This is a genomic window from Mycobacterium sp., assembly GCF_049608025.1.
In the GTDB taxonomy this organism is placed as follows: domain Bacteria; phylum Actinomycetota; class Actinomycetes; order Mycobacteriales; family Mycobacteriaceae; genus Mycobacterium.
On sequence record NZ_JBMYXC010000051.1, the window covers coordinates 1 to 25,900 of the forward strand.

The window sequence follows — 25,900 nt, forward strand, 5'->3', positions numbered from 1 at the left end:
CCGCCGGCTGCCATGCCGAGCAGACGGGCGGGCGTTCAACCCTCGCGACTCATTCCGTCAAACGCCTCGGCGACAGCAGAACGACGAGGATCTCGACCCCATCGAGCCGGCCGCAGCAGCCACCACCGCCAGCCTCATGACCGACCTCGGCCCGGCCCGCGTCCGCCAGATCAACAGCCTCGAAACTCACGAAGTTCCATCTGTTAAATGCCCTGAATCGGCCGATGTCCAATCAGCTAAACGAACCAACAACACCACCGGGTTTAGTCGACGACGTTGGCCTGTTGTGGTCCCCACGGAGGTTCCCAGTCCATGAATTCGAGGGGGTCGAACGGGAGTTGCTCACGTGCGGCCCGTAGTTTCTCGCCGATCGCCTGGGTCTCCGGTCTGGCGTTGCTCAGACCGGTGAACGGAATACCTCGAGCCTTCGGGCGGTGCGGATACTTCTTGATCCACAGCTCGTGGCGAGCGCGAATGCGGTCGAACTGCGAATACGTATGGACCATCGGGACCAGCAGTGGAGATTTCTCGCGCGGGTCGAGGATCAGGTCGAAGAACGCCGAGGACACGCCGCTCTCGATTCCTTCGGTGACCCAATGTCGCTTTACCCGGCCTTTGACGGTCGCCGCGTAGGTATCACCGGCGTAGATGTGGACGAAATCGCGACGCCCGTGCGTATCGCCGTTCAGCAGTAGCGACGTCTGATCGACGCCGTCGATCACTCGGTCGGTCGGGACGTGCTCGATGGCGCGACCTAGACGGGCGAAGGTGGTGAACAAATCGGTCTCGTGGATGATGTCGTTGATGATCTGCCCCGGTTCAATCACCCCCGGCCACCAGGCGAAGGCCGGCACCCGTACGCCCCCCTCGGTGTAGTCGCCTTTGCCACCGCGGAAGATGGTCTCGGCCAGACCCATCCCGGCCGGCGGATCATGAACCATCGGACCGTTGTCGGCGTGGCACACCAAGAGCGTATTGTCGGCGATTCCCAGCTCGCGGAGCCGATTCATCAGGGTGCCGATGAACTCATCCAGACGCCGAAGCCCCTCGGCCATGAGCCCCCACTGCGGGGTCTGCTTCTTCGGGGTGGGCGTGAACCCCAACATCTGGGGCCAGTAGGTCACAAAGAACGGGGTCTCCGCAACGACCTGGCGCTCGATGAAGTCGAGCATCCGCCGCTCGGCCTCAAGGTCGAGCTGCGCATAGGTCTCCGCCGAGGGTTCCTTCCACTCACGACCCTGCGCGCCTTTCTTGCCCTCTATCGCCATGACCCACCCGTCGGGGTTAAGGGCTTCCTGGTCGTACAAGTACGGATACTTCTTCCGCTGCTCAGGTGCGATGTTGATGGCGGCGTTCGCCGCGTCCCCCTGCGGGTTCCAGATATTGGAAACCTGGTTGTAGGGATCGAAGAACGCCTCATCGAACCCTTGGTTGTAGGGGTAGCACTCCTCGATGTCCCCCAGATGCCACTTGGAATAGAAGGCGGTGGCGTAGCCGGCATCGGCCAGGACGTTCGCAGAGGTCGCCTCCTCACCACTGAGGCCGCCGAACTCCAGTGGCCAGCCGACCTTGCTCATCCCGGTACGCACCGGATGCCTACCCGTGAGCACTGCCGCCCGACTCGGCGTGCAGGCGGGTTCGGTATACATGCGCGTGAAGAGAATTCCCTCTTGAGCGATCTGGTCGATGTTCGGGCATTCAAACCCGCGAATCGCTTTCAGCGCCGGTATGCCGAGATCGCCAAACGCCATGTCGTCCCACATGATGTGGATGATGTTCGGCCGACGGCCCCGCTCAGCCACAAGGCCTTCTAAGCGCTCGCTGATCTGGGCATCCTCACTGGCCCAGGACTCCCGGTTAGCGACCTCAGAAAGGTAAAACTCGGCGTCGTGGACAACTGCGGGCTTGGTCATCGTTATTCTCTCGTAGAGGTCAGCAGTTTGGTCATGTCGCGCACTTGCCACCTTTAACGGCACCTGAAGCAGCAACCGGTCAAGTCCCTAGCATCCTACGCAGGGAGCCGTCGCCGCGCTCTGGCTGCTCCTGAGCTGCGCAGCTACGCCTATAGCTGGCAGGAGATCGCTGAACGCCTGGGATTCCGGCACCGCGAGGGCGCACGACGGGCGGCGGTTTGCCCGCCCGACTCGACCCGGCGTCCGCACAAGCTTCCCGGCTCGTTCTGGCAGAAGATGGCCCCACATCGCCGCCTGCGGGAGTCGTATCGGATTCACGCCTTGAAGATCAGAGGGACGCCGTGCCTCCGCCTGCTGGGCGCAATTGGACCTCAGATCGCGGCGAAGGTCCGCGCTGAGGGGCGGGCTCGCGTGCTGCTGTGCATCTGAGGGGAACGACGGTTCTCCGAAGTCCGCGTTTACCCCATCAGCTGAGCGGCGACAGTCGCGCCCAAGTTCCAGCACGCCTCCAGGTCGTCCTTGGTCGGCTTGCCCATCACGACGACGGTCTCCGCAGCCTTGATCCAGCCGAGCCCGGCGGTGATGCCGTCCACGGCGCGCTCGGCTCCCTCGGTGCCCTCGTTACCGTGCAGCCAGACGCCGAACAGTCTCCCCCGCGTCGAGTCGAGCAGTTGGTAATAGCTTTGGTCGAAGGCGTGTTTGAGAGCACCGGAAATGTACCCGAGATTCGCCGGGCTACCCAGCAGGTAGCCGTCGGCCTCCAGCATCTCGAGCGGCGAGACCGTCAACGCCGCCCGTCGAACCACCTCCACCCCCTCGATCTCGGGATCGGTCGCCCCGGCCACCACTGCCTCGAACATCTCCTGGCAGTGCGGCGACGGTGTGTGGTGCACGATCAGCAACCTGCTGGTCATGGGATCCCGGCCTCGAGCTGCACAGCCTTCTTCATCGTTGCCCGGGCCCGGGTGCGATCACCGGCATAATCGTAGGCACGTGCCAGTCGATACCAGCGCCGCCAGTTGCCCGGGTCAGACTCGAGTTCGTCGCGCACAGTCTCGAACAGCGCGTCGGCGGCGGCACGCTGGATCCGCCCGGATGGCATGCGGGGTAGCTCAGCGACGTCGAGTTCCATTCCTTCTTCCCGCGCCAGGCGCGCGAGCCGCTGATGGGCCAGTCCGGCCTTCAATGTCGTGACCAAGACCCAGACGCCGATGACCGGCATGATCATGATCGCGGCGCCCAGCCCGATAGCGGCAGGCCGCCCGGATGAGATGAAGACAATCGCGGCGCGGCCCAGCATGACGACGTAGATCAGTAGCGCTATGCACATCAAGCCGATCAACAGCTGGATGCGTAGCGCGCGCCCTCCCTCTGTCATGTCAGATCGAGCAGTTGCTCGATGCCTACGGTCAGCCCGGCGAACTCGCGAATCTTCCTGACGGCCAACAACACACCGGGCACGAAAGATGTGCGGTCGATACTGTCGTGCCGGATGGTCAACGTCTCCCCCGGGCCGCCGAAGAGCACCTCCTGATGTGCTACCAAGCCGGCGAGCCGCACCGAGTGGACGGCGATGCCGTCGACCTCGGCCCCACGGGCGCCCTCGAGTCCAGTACTCGTGGCATCGGGGTTGGGCGGCAGGCCTTTCCGCGATGCCGCCATGAGACGGGCGGTCCGCACCGCCGTGCCGGACGGGGCGTCGGCCTTGTTCGGATGGTGCAACTCGATGACTTCCACCGACTCGAAGAACCGCGCCGCTTGTTGCGCAAAGTGCATCGAAAGCACTGCGCCAATCGCGAAGTTCGGTGCGATGAGGACCGCCACCTCCGGTTTGGCGGCCAGCCATTCCTCGACCTGGCCCAGTCGCGAGTCAGTGAATCCAGTGGTGCCGACGACAGCGTGGATCCCGTTGTCGATCAGGAACTTCAGGTTTTCCATCACCACCGCGGGATGGGTGAAATCGATGGCGACGTCAGTCTCTGCCTGCACTAGTTCGGATAGCGGATCACCTTCATCCACACCCACTGAGAAGGTGAGATCGTCGACATCCTGGACAGCTTTCACCATGGTGGCACCGACCTTGCCCTTGGCGCCCAGCACTCCGACTCGCATGGGCCAACCCTAACTTGCCCGCCGTCGGGGTTGGCCCCGCGTCGGGGGCGCACACCGTGGCAGTTCGGTTGGTGAGATCGGCTAGTTGAACCTCTTGTGTCACTTGGGTTTCTGTAGAAACATTCCGGGGTTTCTTGTCAGAGGTTCGCACTAGTGTTCGATTCATGGGTTTGGCTCGGGATGACGTACTCGCCGCGTTCGACGCGCTGGAAGCTGCCCTCGACACGATCGTGGACACCCACGACTACACCGCGCTGACCCCAGCAGACAAAGTGGCGTTGCACGCCCGGATGGAACGCAGCCTGCGGCGCGCCCCCACCGTGGGTCATCGGCTGACCGCCAGCCTCACCGCCGAGGTCGAGCCCCGCGATCTGGGTGCGGCTTCCTGGCCCGATGTGTTGTGCACCGCGTTGCGGTGCTCCCGTAAAGAGGCCCACCGCCGACTACGCCACGCACGGGTACTGGGGCCCCGACAGGCCATGACCGGGCAACCACTACCGCCGTCCTGGGAGGCCACCGCGACCGCCCAAGCCCACGGGCGCATCGGCGCCGAGCATGTCGAAGTCATCGAGAAATTCCACAAGAATCTGCCCAGCTGGGTTGACGTCGAGACCCGCGCCCAGGCCGACAGCCAACTCGCCGAACTCGCCGCCGGACTGGGACCCGAACACCTCAACAAATGCGCCCACCGACTGCTGGCCATGATCGACCAAGACGGCCCCGCACCCACCGACGAAGACCACCAACGCAAACGCAGCCTGACCCTAGGACCCCAACAACGCGACGGAATGTCACGCCTCACCGGCTGGCTCACCCCCGAGGCCCGCGCCACCTGGGAAGCAGTATCCGCCAAACTCGCCGCCCCCGGCATGTGCAACCCCACCGACCCGACCCCCTGCGTGGACGGCGAACCCTCACCCGAACACACCGGATCCGACATCCGCACCCCAAGCCAACGCCACCACGACGCCTTCACCGCCCTAGGCCGCGCCACACTGGCCTCCGGGAAACTAGGCCAACACAACGGACTCCCGGCCACCATCATCGTGTCCACCACACTGCAAGAACTGCAATCCGGAGCCGGCCTCGCCGTCACCGGCGGCGGCTCCCTGCTCCCCATGCCCGACCTGATCCGCCTAGCCTCCCACGCCTACCACTACCTCGCCGTGTTCGACCACCACAGCAACCAAGCCCTCTACCTAGGCCGCACCCGACGCTGCGCCTCACCAGCACAACGCATCGTGCTCCACGCCCGCGACCGCGGCTGCACCCGACCCGGCTGCACCACCCCCGGCTACCAATGCCAGGTCCACCACACCCTCACCGACTGGAAAAACGGCGGCCCCACCAACATCAACAACCTCACCCTGGCCTGCGGCCCCGACAACCGCCTCATCGAAAACACCGACTGGACCACCACCACACACCCCACCGGCACCACCCAATGGATCCCACCACCCCACCTCGACACCGGCCAAACCCGCACCAACAACTACCACCACCCCCAACGCAACCTCCTACCCCACAACAACTTTCCCGAAAGGGACGAAAACCCCCAGCACCCCCAGCACCCCGAGCACCCCCAGCACCCCCAGCACCCGGAAGACCCATAGCGCAACGTGTTACAGCGGCGACGCGCCTCGCAGATGCTCGAAGATCAGTGAGGTCTGGGTGCCCGCCACATCAGCGTCGGCGTTGAGATTCTCGACGACGAAAGACCGCAGATCATCGGTGTCCCGCGCGGCGACGTGCAGGATGAAGTCATCGGCGCCGGCCAGGAAGTAGACATCCATCACTTGGGGATTGCTGCGGATCTGTTGGATGAAGTTGCCGATCTTGCCGCGCGCTGTGAAGTGCAAGCTGACCGAGATCATCGCCTGCAGGTTCAGCCCGATTGCCGACGGATCGATGTCGGCATAGAAACCACGGATGACCCCGACCTCCTGCAACCGACGCACCCGGCCGTGACACGTCGACGGGGCGATCCCGACGAGATCGGCCAACGCACTGTTCGACATGCGTGCGTCGGCGTGCAACGCGGTCAATATTCGCCGGTCCACATCGTCGATCGACGCGGGTCGAACATCCTTCGATGTTCGCGGCTTCAGGCGCCTATGGGCGGCTGTTTTGTCAGTCATGGCGCAATCTTATGAATTATCTACACCGATATTGTCAGCTAGCCGACTTTTCTTCACAATTGGTACCAACACCATTGGTACCCCGCCAGCCACAGGTATCACCAGCCGCGACACTGAGGAGCGATCATGCGTGTCGGCGTCCCGACCGAAATCAAGAACAACGAATACCGCATCGCCATCACCCCGGCAGGCGTGGCCGAATTGACCCGTCGCGGTCACGAAGTGCTGGTCCAGGCCGGCGCAGGCCTGGGTTCTGCGATATCCGACGCGGACTTGACGGCAGCCGGCGCACACATGATCGACAGCGCTGACAAGGTGTGGGCAGAGGCCGACCTGCTGCTCAAGGTCAAGGAGCCGATCGAGGCCGAGTACAGCCGGATGCGCGAGGGCCAAACACTTTTCACCTACCTGCACCTCGCCGCATCCAAGCCGTGCACCGAAGCGCTGCTGAACTCCGGAACTACGTCGATCGCCTACGAGACGGTCCAGGTGACCAGCTCGGACGGATCGGTCTCCCTTCCGCTGTTGGCCCCGATGAGCGAGGTCGCGGGCCGGCTCGCGGCCCAGGTCGGCGCATACCATCTGATGCGCAGCCATGGGGGCCGCGGCGTTCTCATGGGCGGAGTCCCCGGCGTCGCGCCCGCCGACGTCGCGGTGATCGGGGGTGGAATGGCCGGAGACAACGCCGCCGCGGTCGCCAAGGGTATGGGTGCTCGCGTCACGGTCTTCGACGTGAACATCGATACGCTCCGGAAGATCGACGCCGAGTACGGCGGCAGCATCGAGACCCGCTACTCATCGGCCTTGGAACTCGAGGACGCGGTCCAACATGCCGACCTGGTGATCGGCGCGGTGCTGGTACCTGGCGCCAAGGCGCCCAAGCTGGTCACCAATTCGATGGTCGCGCAAATGAAGTCGGGTGCCGTCCTGGTCGACATTGCCATCGACCAGGGGGGCTGCTTCGAGGACTCCCGGCCGACCACCCACGATGACCCGACTTTTCCCGTGCGCGACGCGATCTTCTACTGCGTGGCCAACATGCCCGGTGCGGTGCCGCGCACGTCGACCTTCGCGCTGACCAACGCCACGATGCCGTACGTGCTCCAACTCGCTGACAAGGGCTGGGAGGACGCCTGCCGGGCCGATGCCGCCCTGGCGAAAGGGCTGTCGACTCATCGGGGCGCGCTGCTGTCCGAACAGGTCGCGGCAGATCTCTGTCTACCGTTCACCGACCCGGCCGACCTGCTCCGCTAGCCGACCGGATTCCCGTCGGCATCCCGATCGCCATCCCCGGCGCCATCCCCGTCGACATAGAACCAGCGGCGGGCGCGCCACGCGAACCGAGATCGCTCGCGTAGAACGCCCCCGCGGTAATACGCGAGGAACTCGACCTCGCCGGATTCGTCCCCGGGTTCGCCCGCCACACTGTCGATGATCTCGAGTCGGGTCCACACCAGTCCGGAGCCGGTGACGCTATCCGGGCGGGTGCGTGGGTGCCAGCTACGCCATAGGTAATCGGAGTCCCCGACCGCGTAGGCACTGTAGCGCGCCCGCATGAGCTGCTCGGCCGTCTGCGCCTCCCGCTCGCCGATGTGCACCGGCAGACAACAGCCGCCGAATGGGTCACCAGTACCGCAGGGACAGGCACCGTCGGGTCGCACCCGTACAGTGTGCCCGACTTGACGGGTGTCAAGTAAGGTCAGCTCATGGTTGCGCTCACCGACGTCCTTCCGAACGCCCCCACCACGACCACCGATGCGCTGGCGTTGTTCGATTCCCACCCGGCCGTCGAACCGGATTTCATGATCGGTACCTGGCACGGCTTCGAACTTCCGACCAATCATCCTCTCGACGGGATGCTGGCCGCCAGTGGCTGGTGGGGCAAGTCATTCCTGGACTCCGAGACCGTTCACCCACTGCTTTTCCGCACCCATGACGGCACTGCGCTGTGGGCACTCAACCCCGCGTTGGCATTCGGCGGACTCGGCCTGGTCACCAAGATTCCTGCCCTCAAGCGACAGAACTTCGGGGGCACGATCGCCGCCCTCAAGCCTGCTCTGCAGGCGCGCGGACCCAAAGCCCGGCTGCGCACGACGCGCTACCGAGGTGTGGATACCGCGACGATGATCTACGACCAGTTGCCGATCAACGATGTGTTCCGACGGCTCGACAACGACACTGTGGTGGGTGCGATGGATCTGCGCGGAATCAGGGCGCCGTACTTTTTCGTGCTGCAGCGCGATGACTCACTACCGCTGGTATAGGCGTTCCACCGCGAGCGCGGCCACTTCACCAATCGGCGGACGCTGGTTCGGCGCCTCCGGATCCTCTATCGCCGACCTGCTCATGATCGACAACAGCAGCTGATGCCCGTCGGGAGCGTAGGCGATGCCAATGTCATTGGTGGTGCCGTAGCCACCGGCGCCCGACTTGTCGGCGCTGGTCCACCCCGCCGGGAGGCCGGCGCGCAGGCTCGACGTCTCGTTTGCCAACATCCAGTTTTTCAGTTGCCGGCGGCTGGCGACTTCAAGCGCGCTGCCGGCGAGCAAATTGCGGTAGCCGATGCCCAGCGCGAGCGGCGTGCTCGTGTCACGGGGATCGCCGGGAATTGCGGAGTTCAGTTCGATTTCCCAGCGGTCCAGACGGGACTCTTCGTCACCGATGCTGCGCGCGAAGTCGGTGATCGCTGACGGGCCACCAAGCACCCGCAACAACCAGTTGGCTGCCCCGTTGTCGCTGACTTGGACCGCCGCCTGGCACAGCTCGGCCAGCGTCATCGTCGCGCCCACCCGCGTCCTGGTCACCGGAGAGTGGGAAATGATGTCGGCCGACTCGATGGTGACCGTGTCAGACAGGGCGAGTTGGCCGCGCTCAGACTTCTGCAGCACCGCGGCAGCGGCATAGCCCTTGAAAGTCGAACACATGGCGAAGCGGTCCTCGGCGCGGTGGGTCAGCCGTCGACCGCTGGGCACGTCTACCGCCGAAAGGCCCACGATCACGTTGTACCGCCGCTCCAGCGCCTCGATCCCTTCGTCCGTCGGCGGCACCGGCGGGTTGGGATCGACAGGTTGGGCCGGCGCCGGGTGCCGCGAGCACGCGGTCAGCGCGGCCACGGCCAACCCCGCCAGCACGACGCGCCGTCGGGGCATCGGTGCAATCGGGCGCATTGCGGACCCTCTTGCCCTTAACCCGTGATCGTCTGCAGCGGCCGCGGCAGCGACTTCTTCCCGCGCACCGGACCGAGAACGGCGGCCCCGAACGCGCGGGTGAGCAGAAGGCGCGCAACCGCATTGACCTCTTCGAGGGTGACGGCCTCGATCCGGTCCAACGTGTGCGCGATGGTGCGGTGGTGCCCGTAGTTGAGTTCACTGCGGCCGATGCGGTTCATTCGAGATCCCGAATCCTCCAGCCCCAGAACCAGCCCACCTCGCAGCGAGCCCTTGGCGATTCGGCATTCGTCGGCGGTGATTCCATCGCGAGCGACGTCGGCCAGCACATCAGTGGTCACCCGCACGACCTCGTCGAACCGCTCGGGCAGACACCCGGCATACACCGAGAGCGCCCCGCTGTCGGCGAACGTGTCGACCGTCGAGTACACCGAGTATGCCAGCCCTCGCATCTCTCGAATCTGTTGAAACAGACGCGAACTCAGTCCGCCGCCCAACGCCGTATTGAGCACCGACAGCGCCCAGCGATGATCCCAGTTCCGTCCCGGAGTACGCACGCCCAACGACAGATGGGTCTGCTCCGCCTCTCGGCTGACCAGTTGCAGCGTCGGACGACCCGACACCCGGCCAGCCCCCTTACGCGGCGCCAACGGCGACCGGCCCCGCACCAACCGCGGGCCGAAGTGCTCGCTTACCAGGCCGACGACCTCATCGTGATCGATATTTCCGGCAACCGCCACGACCATGCGTTCGGGCGTATAGCGGCGGACATGAAACGAATGCAACTGCGCTCGGGTCATCGTCGAGACCGAGTCCACGCTGCCGATCACCGGTCGCCCCACCGGGTGGCCACCGAACATCGCCGACAGGAAGACGTCACCGAGAGTGTCCTCCGGATCGTCGTCGCGCATGGCGATCTCCTCGAGCACGACGTCGCGTTCGATCTCCACATCGTCGTGAGCGCAGCGCCCGTTCAGTACGACGTCAGCGACCAGATCGACGGCCAGCGCCAGATCCGAATCGATCACATGGGCGTAGTAGCAGGTGTGCTCCCTGGAGGTGAATGCGTTCAACTCACCGCCGACGGCATCCACTTCCTGGGCTATCTGCACCGCGGTCCGCGTCGGCGTCGCCTTGAAAAGCAGGTGCTCCAGAAAGTGCGCGGCACCGGCTACGGTGCGGCCTTCATCGCGTGACCCGACGCCGACCCACACCCCCACCGAAGCCGAGTGCACGTGCGGGATGTGCTCGGTGACCACGCGCAGACCACCAGGCAAGTCGGCGCGGCGCACCGCCATCGACTTCTCGTCGGCGTCGCCGTTGCGGCGCCCGGGGCGCAGCGACCCAGCGCTAGCTGCCGGCGGTCGCTGCATCGACCCGAACAGATGAATCGGACCCGGCGGGTGAGTCCGCCGCATCTTCTTCAGCGACGAGCACCAGTGAGATCTTGCCGCGGTTGTCGATATCGGCAATCTCCACGCGCAGCTTGTCGCCCACGTTGGCGACGTCTTCCACCTTCTTGATCCGCTTGCCGCGCCCCAGCTTGGAGATGTGCACCAAGCCGTCCCGGCCCGGCAGCAGGGAAACGAAAGCACCGAAATCGGTCGTCTTGACCACGGTTCCGAGGAACCGCTCCCCGGTCTTGGGCAGCTGCGGGTTGGCAATGGCGTTGATCTTGTCGATCGCAGCCTGCGCCGCGTCGCCGCTGGAGGCGCCGACGAACACCGTGCCGTCGTCCTCGATGGAGATGGATGCGCCGGTCTCCTCGGTAATCGAGTTGATCATCTTGCCCTTCGGCCCGATGACCTCGCCGATTTTGTCCATCGGCACCTTGATCGTGGTGATACGCGGTGCGAATGGGCTCATCTCGTCTGGCTCGTCGATGGCCTCGGCCATCACCTCGAGAATGGCGAGTCGGGCGTCCTTCGCCTGCGCAAGGGCGCCGGCCAGGACCTTGGAGGGGATTCCGTCCAGCTTGGTGTCCAGCTGCAGGGCGGTGACGAAGTCTTTGGTGCCTGCGCACTTGAAGTCCATGTCACCGAAGGCATCCTCGGCGCCGAGGATATCGGTCAAAGTGACGAACCGGCGCTCCACGACACCGTCGGCTGCGCCCTCTACCTGCACGTCGTCGGACACCAGCCCCATCGCGATACCGGCGACTGGAGCCTTCAACGGCACACCGGCATTCAGCAGGGCCAGCGTCGAGGCACACACCGAACCCATCGATGTCGAGCCGTTGGAGCTCAGAGCTTCGGACACCTGGCGGATCGCGTAGGGGAATTCCTCGACGGTCGGCAGCACGGGCATCAGAGCCCGCTCGGCGAGCGCGCCATGGCCGATCTCGCGACGCTTGGGCGAACCGACGCGGCCGGTCTCACCGGTCGAGTACGGCGGGAAGTTGTAGTGGTGCATGTACCGCTTTTTGGTCTCAGGTCCCAGCGAGTCGATCTGCTGCGCCATCTTGACCATGTCCAACGTGGTGACACCCAGGATCTGGGTCTCGCCACGCTCGAAGATCGCGCTGCCGTGAGCCCGCGGCACGACGGCCACCTCAGCCGAGAGCGCCCGGATATCGGTGACGCCGCGTCCGTCGATGCGGAAGTGATCCGTCAGGATGCGCTGGCGGACCAGTTTCTTGGTCAGCGAGCGGTACGCCGCACCGATCTCCTTTTCGCGGCCCGCGAAGGTGTCGCCCAGTCGGCTGAGCACCTCGGCCTTGATCTCGTCGGTGCGGCTGTTGCGCTCCTCCTTGCCCGCAATGGTCAGGGCCTTGGACAGCTCATCGGCCGCAGCCGAGGACACCGCGTCGAACACGTCGTCCTGGTACTCGGGAAAGACCGGGAATTCAAGCGCCGGCTTGCCCGAATCTCCAGCCCTATCGGCCAGCTCCTGCTGAGCAGTGCACAGCGCGGCGATGAACGGCTTGGCGGCCTCGAGGCCGGCGGCCACCACGGACTCGGTGGGCGCGCCTGCGCCACCGGCGATCAGCTCGATGACCTTGTCGGTCGCCTCGGCCTCGACCATCATGATGGCCACATCTTCGTTGCCGGGATCGCCGGCCTTGCGGCCCGCCACGACCATGTCGAAGAGCGCGCCCTCGAGCTGTTCCACCGTCGGGAAAGCCACCCACTGGCCTGCCTTGTTCTCCGGGGTGGAGATCAGCGCGACGCGCACGCCCCCGACGGGGCCGCTGAACGGCAGACCCGATATCTGGGTTGATGCCGAGGCAGCGTTGATGGCCAAGACGTCGTAGAGGTCCTTGGGGTCAAGGCTCATGATGGTGACGACGACCTGGACCTCGTTACGCAGACCCGAGATGAACGTCGGGCGCAGGGGTCGGTCGATGAGGCGGCAGGTGAGGATGGCGTCAGTGGACGGGCGGCCCTCACGCCGGAAGAAGGAGCCGGGGATGCGCCCGGCGGCATACATCCGCTCCTCGACATCGATGGTGAGCGGGAAGAAGTCGAAGTGGTCTTTCGGCGTCTTGCCGGCGGTGGTGGCCGACAGCAGCATGGTTTCGTCGTCGAGGTAAGCGACCACCGAGCCGGCGGCCTGCTTGGCCAACCGGCCGGTCTCGAAGCGGATGGTGCGGGTGCCGAAGCTCCCGTTGTCGATCACGGCGGTGGATTCGAATACGCCGTCTTCAATTTCAACTACAGACATGGACGTCCGTACGGCCTTTCTAGGTCGTCATTCAGCTGTTTCGCGTGAGCACCCCACGTTGAATGCGAATAGTTGCAGACAACCTCGAGTGGCCCCGAGAAGACCGGCCCGAATGCTTCGACGGCCGTCGATCGAAGCGGCCGGAGTTCATCCGGCAGCCACTACCGAAGACCGCGCGATCGAGCGGTACCTGTCGTGTCACGCGGGGGCGGTGCACGCGGATCTGCGAGGACCGCACCCGGTTGTTCGCGCCATACGGCCAGCGAACGCACTCATCGTACATCCCGGCGTATCCATGATCCCTAATCCGGCCCGTTGCTGGGCGTGGCAGAGCATTCACGACCTTCACGGCATTCACGACCTTCACGCCGGGTGCTCAACGCAGACGGTGAAGTTTCGTTCCTGGCAGGCAGTCTCGTCCCGCGTAGCAACAACCACTCCGCTTGCGCACGGAGAGCGCGACCGAAGGCCCCACGAACGGGGTTCGCGCGGGCTTGCAGGAGAGTCTGGGTCAGCGACGCAGGCCGAGTCGTTCGATCAACGTGCGGTATCGGCCCACGTCGACCTGGGCGACGTACTTGAGCAGTCGGCGACGACGGCCGACCAGCAGCAGCAGACCGCGCCGCGAGTGGTGATCGTGCTTGTGTGACTTCAGATGCTCGGTGAGATCTGAGATCCGCCTGGTCAGCAGCGCGACCTGCGCCTCTGGCGAACCGGTATCGGTGTCGTGCAGGCCGTACTGGCCCAGAATGTCTTTTTTCTGTTCGGCTGTGAGCGCCACGAATTAACTCCATCACATCGGTCCGCGATCAAAGGTCGGAGAGATCCGGGAGGATTTCCGATGAGCACAGCCACCGCGAACTGCAGCGTGTGCCAGGTCGGCAGGGAGTCTAGCAGCGGCGATGACCAAGCGGCGAATCGTCACCGCGGCTCCGCAGCGCATCTGTCAGCAGCGCATCTGTCACTGCGTGGAGAGGATGGTGCGCGCGCGGTCGGTGTCGGCGCTCATCGCAGAGAGCAGGTCAGCCACCGAGTTGAACTTCTCCTGCCCGCGCAGGCGCGCGACGAAATCTACGGCCACATGCTGGCCGTAGAGATCGGCGGTGGTGTCCAGAACATAGGCTTCCACTGTGCGGGTGCGGCCCGAGAAGGTCGGGTTGGTGCCGACGGAGACCGCGGCCTGATAACGCTCGCCCGGTGCCACGGAGCCGACGACGGGGCCGTACCCGAGAACGGTGAACCAGGCTGCGTACACGCCGTCCGCCGGGATCGCGGAATACATAGGTGGGGCGACGTTCGCCGTCGGGAAACCGAGAACCTTGCCCCGGCCTTCGCCGCGGACCACCACTCCCTCGACCCGATGGGCGCGGCCCAGCGCCTCGGCTGCCGCGACCATGTCACCGGCATCGACACAGGACCGGATGTAGGTCGAGGAGAACGTCACGGGCTCGTGTTGCGCGGGTTCTGCCACCTCGGACACCAGGGTCAGGGAATCGACCGCGAATCCGAAACGCTCGCCGGCGGTGCGGAGCAGGGCAACATCGCCTGCCGCCTTCTTGCCGAACGTGAAGTTCTCGCCGACCAGGACCTCGACCACGTGGAGCCGCTCGATCAGCAATTCATGCACGTAGCGGTCGGGAGTGAGCTTCATGAAGTCGGGCGTGAAGGGCATCACGAGAAAGACGTCGATGCCCATTTCCTCAACCAGTTCCGCGCGCCGGGTCAGGGTGGTCAGCTGCGCCGGATGGCTACCGGGGAACACGACCTCCATCGGGTGCGGATCGAAGGTCATCAAGACCGTCGGGATACCGCGCGAGCGTCCCGCTTTCACAGCACGGCCGATCAGCTCCTGGTGGCCCCGGTGGACACCGTCGAACACACCGATGGTGACGACACATCGGCCCCAGTCGGTGGGGATTTCATCTTGCCCCCGCCAGCGCTGCACGTCGCTAGCCTACGGCCAGGACGGCACCACAGACCATCAGAGCCACCAGATGAGGTGACGATTGCCTAAACTTTGTTGCGTGAGTCCTGCCGGAAAGCCCAGCCATCTGACAACGGTGGCGCAGGACTATCTGAAAGTCATCTGGACCGCCCAGGAGTGGTCACACGAAAAGGTCAGCACAAAGTTGCTGGCCGCCCGCATCGGCGTGTCGGCAAGTACGGCCTCGGAGTCGATCCGCAAGCTCGCCGAGCAAGGCCTGGTCGATCACGAAAAGTACGGCGCGGTGACGCTCACCCATGAGGGAAGGCGCGCTGCGTTGGCGATGGTGCGCCGTCACCGCCTGATGGAGACGTTCCTGGTGTGCGAGCTCGGCTACGGCTGGGACGAGGTGCACGACGAGGCCGAGGTACTGGAACACGCGGTATCCGACCGGATGCTGGACCGGATCGACGCCAAGCTCGGGTATCCGACACGCGATCCGCACGGTGATCCGATCCCGGCCGCCGACGGCCAGGTGCCGACACCCCCCGCGCGACAGTTGTCAGCCTGCCAGAACGGCGAAGTAGGCACCGTCGCGCGCATCTCCGACGCCGATCCCGAAATGCTGCGCTACTTCGACAGCGTCGGGATCAGCCTGGACTCCCGATTGCACGTCATTGCCCGCCGCGACTTCGCCGGGATGATCGCCGTGACCGTGCAAGATCCGGCCGCCACCGGTCCAGGCGAGGAATCCAAGGCCACCGTTGAACTGGGAAGCCCTGCCGCGCAAGCGATCTGGGTCGTCACATAGGAGGATCCATCAATGGCCAAACTTGAGTTGTCGCGGTCGCTGCCGATGCCCGCAGACCAGGCCTGGGCACACGCATCCGATCTGGCCACACTGGGCGACTGGATGACCATGCACCAGGGATGGCGCTCGGACCTGCCCGAGGCCCTCTGCCCGGGAGCCCAGATCGTCGGCGTAGCCGGCGTGAAAGGTATGCGCAACCGCGTCACGTGGACCGTGCGCACCTTCGATCCACCGTCGATGCTTGAGATCAGCGGGGTGGGCGTCGGCGGCACCAAATACCTGCTGGCGATGAAGGTCAGCTCCATCGATGACGGCTGCACGTTCACCGTCCGGATGAATCTCGGTGGGGCTCCGCTGTTCGGCCCGATCGGCGTCGCCGCCGTGCGCGCGGTCAAGGGCGACATCGAGAAGTCGATCGCCCAGTTCGAGACGCTCTATGCCTAACGCGGGAACCCAAGGCGCCGAGACATCGTGAGCGGCGTAGCCGGCCGGTGCACTTCAGGTGCACGGTGATTCGGCGACTCCCATCACGCCAGAGCAGCTTCACGCCAGACTCGACCTGAAGGATTTCGGTAACGACCGGTACCGCAGCGTGTTGTATTTCGCCCGGGACATCGGCTTTCACCAACATGACAGCAGCCCGGCTTTCCAGGAGTTCCTTCGGGCCCGATAGCTACGATCGCTGGCCGGGGAGGATGACGAGGTGGGTGTCGGCCGCCCGGAGCGACAGCTCCCGTTGATCCATGTCACAGCGTGGCAGGGTCACAGCGTCGCAGGCCGCACCACGACAACGCTCCTGGTCCGTGAACCGGCATCTTCCAACAGCGCGATGACCCGTCCGTCAGCCGCGGTCGCGGCGTACACCCCACCGAGACCCGCCGGCTGCAAAGCACGGCCATGGCTCACGTCTTCAGCCTCGCCGGCAGAGATATCTCGCCGCGGAAAGGCTTGCAGGCAGGCCTCATCGAGGCTGTAGGACAACTGTGGCGCCTCCGCGAGCTGCTCCAGCGTGCGGGCCTGGTCGAGGCCGAACGGGCCGACGCGGGTACGTCGCAGCACCGTGAGATGCCCGCCGACGCCGAGCCCGGCACCGACGTCGCGGGCGAGCGCGCGGATATATGTGCCGCTCGAACAGTCAACATCGACATCCACGTCAACGACATCCCCGTCACAGACATCTGGTACATCGGCACCCCGCCGCACACCACGCATCTCAAAGCGGTGAATCCGGATTCGACGCGGCTGCAGTTCGACGGTGCGACCCTCCCGAACCAATTGGTAGGCACGGGTGCCGTCGACTTTTATCGCACTGACCGCCGAAGGGATCTGTTCGACCTCGCCCCGCCAACGCGCGAGCGCGGATCTGATCTGACCGTCCGCTATATGCGATGCCGAAACTGATTGCACGACAACACCTTCAGCGTCTTCAGTGGATGTCGCCTGTCCGAGCCGGATCGTCGCCGAATAAGACTTGTCGGTCGCCGTCAGCAGACCGAGGATCTTGGTCGCCCGTTGGATTCCGACAACGAGCACCCCGGTTGCCATCGGGTCGAGCGTTCCGGCGTGGCCGACCTTGCGCGTACCGAAGAACCGCCGGCACCTGCCCACGACGTCGTGGCTGGTCAACCCGCCCGGTTTGTCGACAATCACCAATCCGGGACCGACCAAGCCGGGGACGGTCGATCCGGACGCGTTTCCGCCCGCGCCGGTCACAGCACGATCGCGGTCAACGCGATGCCGTTGCGCACCGACCAGCGACCGGACAACGCCGTCAGCGGCGGTCCCGACAACGTGGCCGGATCAATGAGGATCGCCGAGGTGAACGTCCCGGACTGGCCCGACGCGTCGACGTCGAAAGCTATGTGGGCGTCCTCGAAGCCCAGCCATCTGCGCGTCAACGGGAACCATGCCTTGTACGTCGCTTCCTTGGCGCAGAACAGCATCCGGTCCCAGTGCACGCCGGCCGGTAGGGCCTGGAGCTGCCGGCGCTCGGCGGCAAGACTGATCGCGTCGAGGACCCCATCGGGCAGAACGCCGTGCGGTTCGGCGTCGATGCCCAACGAACGGACCTCCTCGCTGCGGCCGACCGCAGCGCCACGGAAACCCTCACAGTGTGTGAGGCTGCCGACGACACCGTCGGGCCAGCGCGGTTCGCCCTTCTCCCCCTTCAAGATCGGCACCGGCTCCATACCGAGGTCCACCAGCGCCTGGCGCGCGCAGTAACGCACGGTGATGAACTCGCTGCGCCGCTTGGCGACCGAGCGGGCGATCAGCGACTCCTCCTCGGGCAACGGTGCGAGCTCCTTGGGGTCGGAGTACATCTCAGCAGCGGCCAGCGCATCGATGAAGCCAGGCAACACTCCTGCCAGCAGAGTCGCCGAGATCATGCCCGCCGACTCGCGATCCGATCCTGCACCTTGACGGCGTGATCGCGCATTTCCTGGGTGATCTGGAAGTGTCCGCCGAACTCGTTGAGGTAGCCCGGCGCATAGTTCGGGTCTGGCAGGATCTGCCGCAACCAGCGATAGGGCCTGCGGCGGCGCCATTCCCGTGGGTAGCCGACCGATACCTCCTCGAACCGCACGCCGTCATACCAAGTGGTCCGTGGGATGTGTAGGTGGCCGTAAACCGAGCAGACCGCGTTGTACCGCGTGTGCCAGTCGGCGGTCGCGGTGGTTCCGCACCACAGCGAGAACTCGGGATAGAACATGGCGTCGCAGGGTTCACGCACCATCGGGAAGTGATTGACCTGGACTGTCGGCATCATCCAGTCCAGATCCTCGAGTCGCTTGCGGGTGTAATCGACCCGATCCCGGCACCACGCGTCACGCGTCGAGTAGGGCTCGGCGGACAGCAGATACTCGTCGGTGCCCACGATGTTGCGTTCCTTGGCGATCGCCAGGCCCTCGGCCTTGGTACCGGCGCCCTGCGGCAGGAACGAGTAGTCGTACAGCAGGAACATCGGCACTACGGTGGCCGGACCACCCTCTTCGGTCCATACCGGATAGGGGTGTTCGGGGGTGAGGATGCCCATTTCATCGCACATGTTGACCAGATAGTCGTAGCGGGCCTTGCCGAAGATCTGCATCGGGTCGCGGGTGGTCGTCCACAGCTCGTGGTTACCCGGTATCCAGATGACCTTCGCGAACCGCTTGCGCAGCAGATCGAGCGCCCAGCGAATCTCGTCGGTCCGCTCGGCGACATCTCCGGCTACGATCAGCCAGTCATCGGGCGAGGACGGGTGCAGCGACTCGGTCACCGGCGTGTTGCCGGTGTGTCCGGTATGGAGGTCACTGACGGCCCACAACGTTGGACGTCGGTCGTCACTGGTCACAACCCATCAGCGTACTGGTGGGGCGAATTGTCTGCGGGCTTGCGTAACCTCGGAGGCGTGACCGACGCTCCCCCGATCACCGTGATCCGCCCGCAACCGATGTTGCGGCAGGCCGTCCGAAGACTCGGCGGCAAGCTCAGCAGCAAACTCGGCGACGTCCTGGCTCTGCCATCGCCGACCACCGACTTCGTCGTCGAACGTCGGCTGCGCGCACCCATGCGCGACGGCGTCGAGCTGCTTGCCGACCACTATGCGCCAGAGACAACGACCCCGGCAGGCACGCTGTTGGTCCGCGGACCCTATGGGCGCGGCTGGCCGTTCGCCACGATGTTCGGCTCGGTGTACGCCGCGCGGGGGTACCACGTGCTGATCCAGAGTGTTCGCGGAACGTTCGGCTCAGGCGGCGACTTCGACCCGATGGTGCACGAGATCGACGACGGCGCCGACACGGTCGACTGGCTGCGCGAACAGCCCTGGTTCACGGGCACTTTCGGCACCGTCGGAATCTCCTACCTGGGCTTCACCCAGTGGGCTCTGCTCGCGGATCCGCCGCCGGAGATGAAGGCGGCCGTGATCACGGTCGGACCCCACGACGTCAGTGGACCCCGCTGGGGCCACGGGTCTTTCGGTCTCAACGACTTCCTGGGCTGGAGTGATCTGGTCGCCAACCAGGAGGACCCGCGTCGACTGCGCGTCCTGTTGCGCCAGGCTCGCGCGCAGCGGAATGTGACCGAGGCCGCACTCGGCTTGCCGCTGGGCGAATCCAGCCGCGCGCTGCTCGGTGACGGTGCGCCCTGGTTCGAATCGTGGCTCGAGCATCCGCACGCCGACGATCCGTTCTGGACGAGATTGCATCTGCGCGAGGCCCTGGAACGCACCGAGATCCCGGTGCTGTTGCTGAGCGGCTGGCAGGACCTGTTCCTGGAACAGACGCTCAAGCAATGCGAGCGCCTGCGCAGCCGAGGTGTCACCACCGGCCTGACGATCGGACCGTGGACACACGGACAGATGATGACCAAGGGCGGCCCCACCGTGATTCGCGAATCCCTGGACTGGCTGGGCACGCACCTCGGCGGCGCGCCGGCGCAGCGGTCGGCTCCAGTGCGCATCCATCTCGACAACTCACCCGGCGGAGATGGGTGGCTCGACCTGACCGAATGGCCGCCCCCGATGCCCGAGCGCGTGCTCTATCTGCAACCGACCGGCCGACTCGGAAACACCGTGCCGGCCGCTGCGGGCTCGGCAACTTTCGTCTACAACCCTGCCGACCCGACACCCACTGTCGGCGGCCGCCTGCTCTCGCCGGTGGGAGGCTATCGCGACGACACCGCCCTGGCGCGGCGCGCCGATGTCCTGACGTTCACCACTGAGCCGCTGACGACGGAGCTCTACGTGGTCGGGACCCCGGTGCTCGAGCTGTCCCACTCCTGCGAGAACCCGCACAACGACCTGTTCGTCCGCATCAGCGAAGTCGACGCGCACGGCCGCTCGCGCAACGTCAGCGACGGATACTGCTCTTCGGCGCCTGGATCCGGCACCGTCAGAATCGAACTCGACGCCATCGCGCGCACCTTCGGAGCGGGATGCCGAATCAGGGTTCTGGTCGCCGGCGGCTCACACCCACGCTTCGTGCGCAACCTCGGCACCGGCGAACCCGCCATCAGCGGGACCAGCATCGCCACCGCCCGGCACACCGTCCACTTCGATGAGGCCTCACGGCTGGTGCTGCCGGCCGGCAACCGCCCGCCATCAACCGATTGAGCGGCGCACCAGGGTGGAATGTCGAGCAGATACGGTGAGCAGATGACCAACGGCGCCGACTCTGTAGCCAATGACATCCTGCTCATCGACACGCGCGACCGGATCCAGACACTCACCCTGAATCGGCCCGCCGCACGCAACGCACTCTCCTCCGCGTTGCGTGCACGACTCTTCCGGGCGCTGCGCGCCGCGCAAACCGATGACGATGTCGACGTCGTCATCCTCACCGGATCCGATCCGGTGTTCTGCGCGGGTCTTGACCTCAAAGAACTCGGCGACTCAACCGACCTTCCCGATATCTCGCCCAAGTGGCCACCGCTGACGAAACCCGTGATCGGAGCAATCAACGGTGCGGCGGTGACCGGAGGACTGGAGATCGCGCTGTACTGCGACATCCTCATCGCCTCGGAGGCGGCCCGCTTCGCCGACACCCACGCCCGGGTCGGGCTGCTGCCCACCTGGGGTCTTTCGGTGCGGTTACCGCAGAAGGTCGGGGTGGGTATGGCGCGGCGGATGAGCATGACCGGCGACTATCTGTCCGCCTCGGACGCGCTGCGCGCCGGACTGGTAACCCAGGTGGTGCCTCATGGCGACCTGCTCGACACTGCCCGCCAGATCGCCACCTCGATCGTCGGCAACAACCAGAAATCGGTGCGCGCCCTGCTCGCGTCCTACCACCGCATCGACGACACGCAGAATAGCGCCGGGCTGTGGCTCGAAGCAGACGCCGCCCGAGAATGGATGAGCATCGCGACCGGGGATGACATCGCCGCCAGTCGCAGCGCCGTCATCGAGCGCGGCCGAGCCCAGGTGCGCTGAACCAACCATGAATGACGAAAACAGCCTGGCGGTCAACCACCACGCCGATCACCCAGGCTTCGCCGGCGTCACCGGCAGTCTGTTCGCGGCGGCCTTCCTGCTGACCGGCCGCGCCCACGCCATGCTCGCCGCCGATCTGATGCAGATATCGCCCGAAGACCACGTGGTCGACATCGGATGCGGGCCGGGCAACGCGATCCGGACGGCCGCCCAACGTGGCGCGCTGACAATCGGCGTAGACCCATCCCCTTCGATGCTGCGGATGGCGCGCACCATCACCCGCGACCGGACCGTGCGGTGGGCCGAGGGCAGCGCGGAATCGTTGCCGGTGGCCGACGGATGGGCGACGGTCGTGTGGGCGCTGGCCACCGTGCATCACTGGCGCGACGCGTCCGCCGGGGTTGCGGAGGTATACCGAGTGCTGTCATCCGGCGGGCGCTTACTGGCCGTCGAACGCCAATGCCGCCCGGGTGCCACCGGATTCGCCAGCCATGGCTGGACCGCCCAACAAGCGGAATCCTTTGCCGCACTGTGCCGCTCAGCGGGTTTCGTCGATGTCAACGTGGCCGGCCACAGCAGTGGGCGGCGGCCGGTGTGGACGGTCATCGGCGTCCGACCCTGATTCTGCTTAGGCGATGACTCGAGTGGTCGAGCACCAGCGCCCTCAGCGCCCGGCCGGCCCGTGCTCCCCTGCGGCGCCCTGCTCGCTGCGTTCTCCGGTGTCCCCCGCCGCGCTGACACGGTATGGGTCGGCGTCGCCGGCGTGCTTGGCGCCTTGGCGAGCTCTTGCCAAATCCTCATCTGCCGCCCGTGCGCGCGCCAGCAGTTCTTCCATGTGAGCCGAGGTCTCTGGCACTTTGTCCAGCTCGAAGGCCAGCGTCGGGGTGAAGCGGACGCCGGTGGCTGCGCCGACCTTGCTCCGCAGCGTGCCCTTGGCCCGCTCGAGTGCCGCCGCCGCCGCCGCATAGTCGGGTTCGTCCTGCAGCGTCTCGCCACGCACCGTGTAGAAGACCGTGGCGTCGTGCAGGTCCCCGGTGACCTTCGTGTCGGTGATGGTCACCAAGGCCAGCGGTGGATCCTTGATCTCGAACTCGATTGCTGAGGCGACGACGGTGCCGATGCGCTTGGAGAGTCGCCGCGCCCGACCTACGTCAACCATGCTGACTGAGACGTTCTACGCGCAAGCGGCTCATCAGAGTTGGACGTTCGTCGCGCAAGCGGCTCATCACACGCGCTCTTTCTCGACCAACTCGTACGCCTCGATGACATCGCCTTCCTTGATGTCGTTGTAGGTCAGCGTCAGACCGCACTCGTAACCCTCGCGAACCTCGGTGGCATCGTCTTTCTCCCGCTTGAGCGAGGAGATGGTGACGGTCTGCGCCACCACGACGCTGTCGCGGATGAGGCGTGCCTTGGCATTGCGCCGCATGATGCCCGACTGGACGAGGCAACCGGCGATATTGCCGACTTTCGACGACCGGAAGATGGCTCGGACCTCAGCACGGCCGAGTTCCTTCTCCTCATAGACGGGCTTGAGCATGCCTTTGAGCGCGCTCTGAATCTCGTCGATGGCCTGGTAGATCACCGAGTAGTACCGGATGTCCACGCCCTCGCGGTTCGCCAACTCGGTGGCCTTGCCCTCTGCCCGGACGTTGAAGCCGATGATGATGGCATCCGATGCCGAAGCCAGGTTGACGTTGGTCTCGGTGACGCCGCCCACGCCTCGGTCGATGACGCGCAACTCCACCTCATCGTCGATCTCGATACCCAGCAGGGCTTCTTCCAACGCCTCGACGGTGCCGGAATTGTCGCCCTTGAGGATGAGGTTGAGTTGCGACGTTTCCTTCAACGCTGCGTCGAGATCGTCCAGGCTGATGCGCTTGCGGGTGCGGGCGGCGAGCGCGTTGCGCTTGCGTGCACTGCGGCGATCGGCGATCTGGCGGGCGATCCGGTCTTCGTCGACGACCAGCAGGTTGTCGCCGGCACCGGGCACCGACGTGAAGCCGATGACCTGGACGGGTCGCGATGGCAGCGCGTCGTGGACGTCCTCGCCGTGCTCGTCGACCATGCGCCGGACGCGGCCATAGGCGTCGCCGGCGACGATGGAGTCGCCGACCCGCAGGGTGCCGCGCTGGATGAGCACGGTGGCCACTGGGCCGCGCCCACGGTCCAGGTGCGCCTCGATGGCCACACCCTGGGCTTCCATGTCCGGGTTCGCCCGAAGGTCCAACGCAGCGTCTGCAGTCAGCAACACCGCTTCCAGCAGAGCCTCGATATTGGTGCCCTGCTTGGCGGAGATTTCGACGAACATGGTGTCGCCACCGAAGTCCTCGGCGACCAGGCCGTACTCGGTGAGCTGACCGCGGATCTTGGCCGGGTCGGCACCTTCCTTGTCGATCTTGTTGATCGCCACCACGATCGGCACTTCGGCCGCCTGCGCGTGGTTGATGGCCTCCACCGTCTGCGGCATCACACCGTCGTCGGCCGCGACCACCAGGATCGCGATATCGGTGGCCTTCGCGCCGCGGGCACGCATGGCGGTGAACGCCTCGTGACCTGGAGTGTCGATGAAGGTGACGAGCCGCTCGGTGCCATCGAGTTCGGTGAGAACCTGATAGGCCCCGATGTGCTGGGTGATGCCACCGGCCTCGCCTTCGCCGACGTTGGCCTCTCGGATGCTGTCCAGCAGGCGGGTCTTGCCGTGGTCGACGTGACCCATGACGGTGACCACCGGGGGACGCTGCTCGAGATCGCCTTCGTCGCCTTCGTCCTCACCGTAGGTCAGGTCGAAGGACTGGAGCAGTTCGCGGTCTTCGTCCTCCGGGCTGACCACCTGGACGACATAGTTCATCTCACCGCCGAGAAGCTCAAGCGTCTCGTCACCGACCGACTGCGTGGCCGTGACCATCTCACCGAGGTTGAACAGCGCCTGCACCAGCGAGGCCGGATTCGCATCGATCTTCTCAGCGAAGTCGACCAACGACGCGCCACGGGCCAGACGGATCGTCTCGCCGTTGCCATGCGGCAACCGCACACCACCGACGACCGGGGCCTGCATGTTCTCGTACTCGGCGCGTTTCGCCCGCTTCGACTTGCGCCCGCGACGGACTGCCCCGCCGGGCCGGCCGAAGGCACCTGCGGCACCACCGCGTTGACCGGGACGACCGCCCCCACCTGGACGGCCTCTGAAACCACCGCCTCCTGCGGGTGCACCGCCGCCGCCACCTGGGCCGCCGCCACGGTAGTTACCGCCGCCACCGGGGCCGCCTGGACGACCACCCCCACCTGGACCGCGACCACCGGGGCCGGGACGAGGACCGCCGCCGGGGCCGGGACGGGGACCGCCGCCTGGTCGACCTCCGGGAGTCGGGCGGGCACCCTGGGGCCGAGGCGGCATGTTGCCGGGGTTGGCCCCGGGGCGGGGACCGCCGCCGGGGCGGGGACCGCCCGGCCCGGCACCCGGCCGCGGGCCTGGTGTTTGTGGTCGCGGAGCGGGCCGCTCGACCGGCTGCTGCGATGAGAACGGGTTGTTGCCGACACGCGGGGTCCGCGCGGCGGGCTTGGGAGCGCCGCCCGGCGTCGGGCCCGGACGTGGGGTCGGGGTGGCCGGTGGCGCAGCCGGGGCCGGCGGCGGCTCTTGGGCTACCGGTGGCGCAGCCGGCTTCGGCGCGGCCGGCGTCGCCACGGGCGGGGCGGGCGTGACGGGTGCACTCGTAACGGGCGCACTGTTGCCATTGCCGCTGCTCTTGGCCTTCTCGGCTGCGGGTTTCGGTCCGCCGAACGACTCGCGAAGGCGGCGGGCGACCGGCGCCTCTACCGTGGACGACGCGGACTTGACGAATTCACCCTGATCATTCAGCCGGGCGAGAACTTCCTTACTGGTGACACCGAGTTCTTTAGCCAACTCGTGCACGCGGGCCTTACCTGCCACTACATCTCCTGTCTGGGAGGCGACAGCGGTGGTGGGCGCCGCGCCTCGGTTTAGCTATGACGCATGGTCATCGAGACTTCACGGTGTGCTCATGTTCTTCGCTACCTGTTCTGTTGCCGGGGTGAAACGCTCTTCCACCGCGGTGATGTCCGGGCTACCGGTGATCCGCAACGCTCGGCCGAACGCCCGCCGGCGAATCGCCGCCCGGAGGCACTCGGGGTCGGGATGCAACCATGCACCTCGCCCCGGGCGCGTTCTCGCTGTGTCAACGGTCACAGCCCTGGAGTCATTCCCAGTGCCCGTTCCGCCGTCGTCAGCGACAACCCG

At 65.8% G+C, this 25,900-nt stretch carries 25 protein-coding genes; 8 read left to right on the plus strand and 17 right to left on the minus strand.

Features of this window, described 5'->3' with window-relative positions:
- Positions 1–263 precede the first annotated feature (263 nt).
- The 4 genes from ACPGXI_RS14555 to dapB form a co-directional block, all read right to left on the minus strand.
- Positions 264–1,913 carry a sulfatase-like hydrolase/transferase gene (locus ACPGXI_RS14555; RefSeq protein ID WP_526654100.1) on the minus strand — a complete coding sequence of 550 codons (1,650 nt, stop codon included), beginning with the start codon at positions 1,911–1,913 and terminating at the stop codon, positions 264–266.
- 458 nt (positions 1,914–2,371) lie between these two features.
- The gene (locus ACPGXI_RS14560; RefSeq protein ID WP_526654102.1) at positions 2,372–2,827 is read right to left on the minus strand and encodes a flavodoxin family protein; all 456 of its coding nucleotides are present in this window, start codon (positions 2,825–2,827) and stop codon (positions 2,372–2,374) included.
- Positions 2,824–3,291, minus strand: coding sequence for a tetratricopeptide repeat protein (locus ACPGXI_RS14565; RefSeq protein ID WP_526654104.1), 468 nt, complete (start codon positions 3,289–3,291; stop codon positions 2,824–2,826). The genes ACPGXI_RS14560 and ACPGXI_RS14565 overlap by 4 nt, the downstream gene beginning before the upstream one ends.
- Positions 3,288–4,025, minus strand: coding sequence for a 4-hydroxy-tetrahydrodipicolinate reductase (gene dapB / locus ACPGXI_RS14570; protein WP_526654106.1), 738 nt, complete (start codon positions 4,023–4,025; stop codon positions 3,288–3,290). Before dapB ends, ACPGXI_RS14565 begins: the two co-directional genes overlap by 4 nt.
- A gap of 164 nt (positions 4,026–4,189) precedes the next feature.
- Here dapB and ACPGXI_RS14575 point away from each other — a divergent pair, with 164 nt between their 5' ends.
- Positions 4,190–5,638: an HNH endonuclease signature motif containing protein gene (locus tag ACPGXI_RS14575; protein WP_526654108.1), complete on the plus strand. Its 1,449-nt coding sequence runs from the start codon at positions 4,190–4,192 to the stop codon at positions 5,636–5,638.
- Positions 5,639–5,647: 9 nt separating this feature from the next.
- Here the strand turns inward: ACPGXI_RS14575 and aldR are convergent, their stop codons facing one another.
- The gene (aldR, locus tag ACPGXI_RS14580; RefSeq protein WP_526654110.1) at positions 5,648–6,163 is read right to left on the minus strand and encodes an HTH-type transcriptional regulator AldR; all 516 of its coding nucleotides are present in this window, start codon (positions 6,161–6,163) and stop codon (positions 5,648–5,650) included.
- Positions 6,164–6,289: 126 nt separating this feature from the next.
- Here aldR and ald point away from each other — a divergent pair, with 126 nt between their 5' ends.
- Positions 6,290–7,417, plus strand: a complete 1,128-nt coding sequence (ald, locus tag ACPGXI_RS14585; protein WP_526654112.1) for an alanine dehydrogenase — start codon at positions 6,290–6,292, stop codon at positions 7,415–7,417.
- On the opposite strand, the gene ACPGXI_RS14590 is transcribed toward ald, so the two are convergent.
- Positions 7,414–7,824, minus strand: coding sequence for a YchJ family metal-binding protein (locus ACPGXI_RS14590; RefSeq protein ID WP_526654114.1), 411 nt, complete (start codon positions 7,822–7,824; stop codon positions 7,414–7,416). The genes ald and ACPGXI_RS14590 overlap by 4 nt on opposite strands.
- A 45-nt stretch (positions 7,825–7,869) precedes the next feature.
- On the opposite strand from ACPGXI_RS14590, the gene ACPGXI_RS14595 reads away from it, so the two are divergent.
- Positions 7,870–8,427 carry a DUF4334 domain-containing protein gene (locus ACPGXI_RS14595; RefSeq protein ID WP_526654116.1) on the plus strand — a complete coding sequence of 186 codons (558 nt, stop codon included), beginning with the start codon at positions 7,870–7,872 and terminating at the stop codon, positions 8,425–8,427.
- On the opposite strand, the gene bla is transcribed toward ACPGXI_RS14595, so the two are convergent.
- From bla to ACPGXI_RS14620, 5 genes are all read right to left on the minus strand, one after another.
- Entirely contained in the window at positions 8,413–9,321 is a 909-nt protein-coding gene (gene bla / locus ACPGXI_RS14600) for a class A beta-lactamase (RefSeq protein WP_526654142.1), read from the minus strand. The two genes, ACPGXI_RS14595 and bla, sit on opposite strands and share 15 nt — an antisense overlap.
- 26 nt (positions 9,322–9,347) lie before the next feature.
- Positions 9,348–10,628, minus strand: a complete 1,281-nt coding sequence (locus ACPGXI_RS14605) for a M16 family metallopeptidase (protein ID WP_526654144.1) — start codon at positions 10,626–10,628, stop codon at positions 9,348–9,350.
- A gap of 52 nt (positions 10,629–10,680) precedes the next feature.
- Entirely contained in the window at positions 10,681–12,993 is a 2,313-nt protein-coding gene (locus ACPGXI_RS14610) for a polyribonucleotide nucleotidyltransferase (protein ID WP_526654118.1), read from the minus strand.
- A gap of 511 nt (positions 12,994–13,504) precedes the next feature.
- Positions 13,505–13,774, minus strand: coding sequence for a 30S ribosomal protein S15 (rpsO, locus tag ACPGXI_RS14615; protein ID WP_526654120.1), 270 nt, complete (start codon positions 13,772–13,774; stop codon positions 13,505–13,507).
- A 180-nt stretch (positions 13,775–13,954) separates the two neighbouring features.
- Positions 13,955–14,938, minus strand: a complete 984-nt coding sequence (locus ACPGXI_RS14620; RefSeq protein ID WP_526654122.1) for a bifunctional riboflavin kinase/FAD synthetase — start codon at positions 14,936–14,938, stop codon at positions 13,955–13,957.
- Positions 14,939–15,017: 79 nt separating this feature from the next.
- On the opposite strand from ACPGXI_RS14620, the gene mntR reads away from it, so the two are divergent.
- Positions 15,018–15,728: a manganese-binding transcriptional regulator MntR gene (gene mntR, locus ACPGXI_RS14625; RefSeq protein ID WP_526654124.1), complete on the plus strand. Its 711-nt coding sequence runs from the start codon at positions 15,018–15,020 to the stop codon at positions 15,726–15,728.
- A 12-nt stretch (positions 15,729–15,740) separates the two neighbouring features.
- Complete coding sequence (locus ACPGXI_RS14630; protein ID WP_526654126.1) at positions 15,741–16,172, plus strand: type II toxin-antitoxin system Rv0910 family toxin; 432 nt, start codon at positions 15,741–15,743, stop codon at positions 16,170–16,172.
- Positions 16,173–16,490: 318 nt separating this feature from the next.
- Here ACPGXI_RS14630 and truB read toward each other — a convergent pair whose 3' ends face one another.
- Genes truB through pptH form a run of 3 tightly spaced genes read right to left on the minus strand, consistent with a single transcriptional unit; the run spans position 16,491 to position 19,062 of the window.
- On the minus strand, positions 16,491–17,396 hold the full coding sequence (truB, locus tag ACPGXI_RS14635; protein ID WP_526654146.1) for a tRNA pseudouridine(55) synthase TruB: 906 nt from the start codon (positions 17,394–17,396) through the stop codon (positions 16,491–16,493).
- Between the two features lie 41 nt (positions 17,397–17,437).
- Entirely contained in the window at positions 17,438–18,115 is a 678-nt protein-coding gene (pptT, locus tag ACPGXI_RS14640; protein ID WP_526654128.1) for a 4'-phosphopantetheinyl transferase PptT, read from the minus strand.
- Positions 18,112–19,062, minus strand: a complete 951-nt coding sequence (pptH, locus tag ACPGXI_RS14645; protein ID WP_526654130.1) for an ACP phosphodiesterase PptH — start codon at positions 19,060–19,062, stop codon at positions 18,112–18,114. Before pptH ends, pptT begins: the two co-directional genes overlap by 4 nt.
- A gap of 99 nt (positions 19,063–19,161) precedes the next feature.
- Between pptH and ACPGXI_RS14650 the strand changes: the two genes are divergently transcribed.
- The 3 genes from ACPGXI_RS14650 to ACPGXI_RS14660 are packed head-to-tail and all read left to right on the plus strand — an operon-like array spanning position 19,162 to position 22,264.
- A complete protein-coding gene (locus ACPGXI_RS14650; RefSeq protein WP_526654148.1) occupies positions 19,162–20,823 on the plus strand; it encodes a CocE/NonD family hydrolase in 1,662 nt (553 codons plus the stop codon).
- Between the two features lie 42 nt (positions 20,824–20,865).
- The gene (locus ACPGXI_RS14655) at positions 20,866–21,642 is read left to right on the plus strand and encodes an enoyl-CoA hydratase (RefSeq protein WP_526654132.1); all 777 of its coding nucleotides are present in this window, start codon (positions 20,866–20,868) and stop codon (positions 21,640–21,642) included.
- A gap of 7 nt (positions 21,643–21,649) precedes the next feature.
- Positions 21,650–22,264 (plus strand): class I SAM-dependent methyltransferase, encoded by a 615-nt coding sequence (locus ACPGXI_RS14660; RefSeq protein ID WP_526654134.1) that lies wholly within the window; start codon positions 21,650–21,652, stop codon positions 22,262–22,264.
- A gap of 42 nt (positions 22,265–22,306) precedes the next feature.
- Here ACPGXI_RS14660 and rbfA read toward each other — a convergent pair whose 3' ends face one another.
- The 3 genes from rbfA to ACPGXI_RS14675 all read right to left on the minus strand — a co-directional run.
- Positions 22,307–22,801: a 30S ribosome-binding factor RbfA gene (gene rbfA / locus ACPGXI_RS14665; RefSeq protein WP_526654136.1), complete on the minus strand. Its 495-nt coding sequence runs from the start codon at positions 22,799–22,801 to the stop codon at positions 22,307–22,309.
- A gap of 66 nt (positions 22,802–22,867) precedes the next feature.
- Positions 22,868–25,573, minus strand: coding sequence for a translation initiation factor IF-2 (gene infB / locus ACPGXI_RS14670; RefSeq protein WP_526654138.1), 2,706 nt, complete (start codon positions 25,571–25,573; stop codon positions 22,868–22,870).
- 78 nt (positions 25,574–25,651) lie between these two features.
- The coding region (locus tag ACPGXI_RS14675) for a DUF448 domain-containing protein (protein ID WP_526654140.1) at positions 25,652–25,900 on the minus strand (249 nt) is incomplete at its 5' end.

Bases quoted from the DNA above. Each gene is read 5' to 3' on its own strand.
- ACPGXI_RS14555 (WP_526654100.1), bottom strand. From the start codon at position 1,913: ATGACCAAGCCCGCAGTTGTCCACGACGCCGAGTTTTACCTTTCTGAG.
- ACPGXI_RS14560 (WP_526654102.1), bottom strand. From the start codon at position 2,827: ATGACCAGCAGGTTGCTGATCGTGCACCACACACCGTCGCCGCACTGC.
- ACPGXI_RS14565 (WP_526654104.1), bottom strand. From the start codon at position 3,291: ATGACAGAGGGAGGGCGCGCGCTACGCATCCAGCTGTTGATCGGCTTG.
- dapB (WP_526654106.1), bottom strand. From the start codon at position 4,025: ATGCGAGTCGGAGTGCTGGGCGCCAAGGGCAAGGTCGGTGCCACCATG.
- ACPGXI_RS14575 (WP_526654108.1), top strand. From the start codon at position 4,190: ATGGGTTTGGCTCGGGATGACGTACTCGCCGCGTTCGACGCGCTGGAA.
- aldR (WP_526654110.1), bottom strand. From the start codon at position 6,163: ATGACTGACAAAACAGCCGCCCATAGGCGCCTGAAGCCGCGAACATCG.
- ald (WP_526654112.1), top strand. From the start codon at position 6,290: ATGCGTGTCGGCGTCCCGACCGAAATCAAGAACAACGAATACCGCATC.
- ACPGXI_RS14595 (WP_526654116.1), top strand. From the start codon at position 7,870: ATGGTTGCGCTCACCGACGTCCTTCCGAACGCCCCCACCACGACCACC.
- ACPGXI_RS14605 (WP_526654144.1), bottom strand. From the start codon at position 10,628: ATGGCGGTGCGCCGCGCCGACTTGCCTGGTGGTCTGCGCGTGGTCACC.
- ACPGXI_RS14610 (WP_526654118.1), bottom strand. From the start codon at position 12,993: ATGTCTGTAGTTGAAATTGAAGACGGCGTATTCGAATCCACCGCCGTG.
- ACPGXI_RS14630 (WP_526654126.1), top strand. From the start codon at position 15,741: ATGGCCAAACTTGAGTTGTCGCGGTCGCTGCCGATGCCCGCAGACCAG.
- pptT (WP_526654128.1), bottom strand. From the start codon at position 18,115: ATGATCTCGGCGACTCTGCTGGCAGGAGTGTTGCCTGGCTTCATCGAT.
- ACPGXI_RS14650 (WP_526654148.1), top strand. From the start codon at position 19,162: ATGTTGCGGCAGGCCGTCCGAAGACTCGGCGGCAAGCTCAGCAGCAAA.
- ACPGXI_RS14655 (WP_526654132.1), top strand. From the start codon at position 20,866: ATGACCAACGGCGCCGACTCTGTAGCCAATGACATCCTGCTCATCGAC.
- ACPGXI_RS14660 (WP_526654134.1), top strand. From the start codon at position 21,650: ATGAATGACGAAAACAGCCTGGCGGTCAACCACCACGCCGATCACCCA.
- rbfA (WP_526654136.1), bottom strand. From the start codon at position 22,801: ATGGTTGACGTAGGTCGGGCGCGGCGACTCTCCAAGCGCATCGGCACC.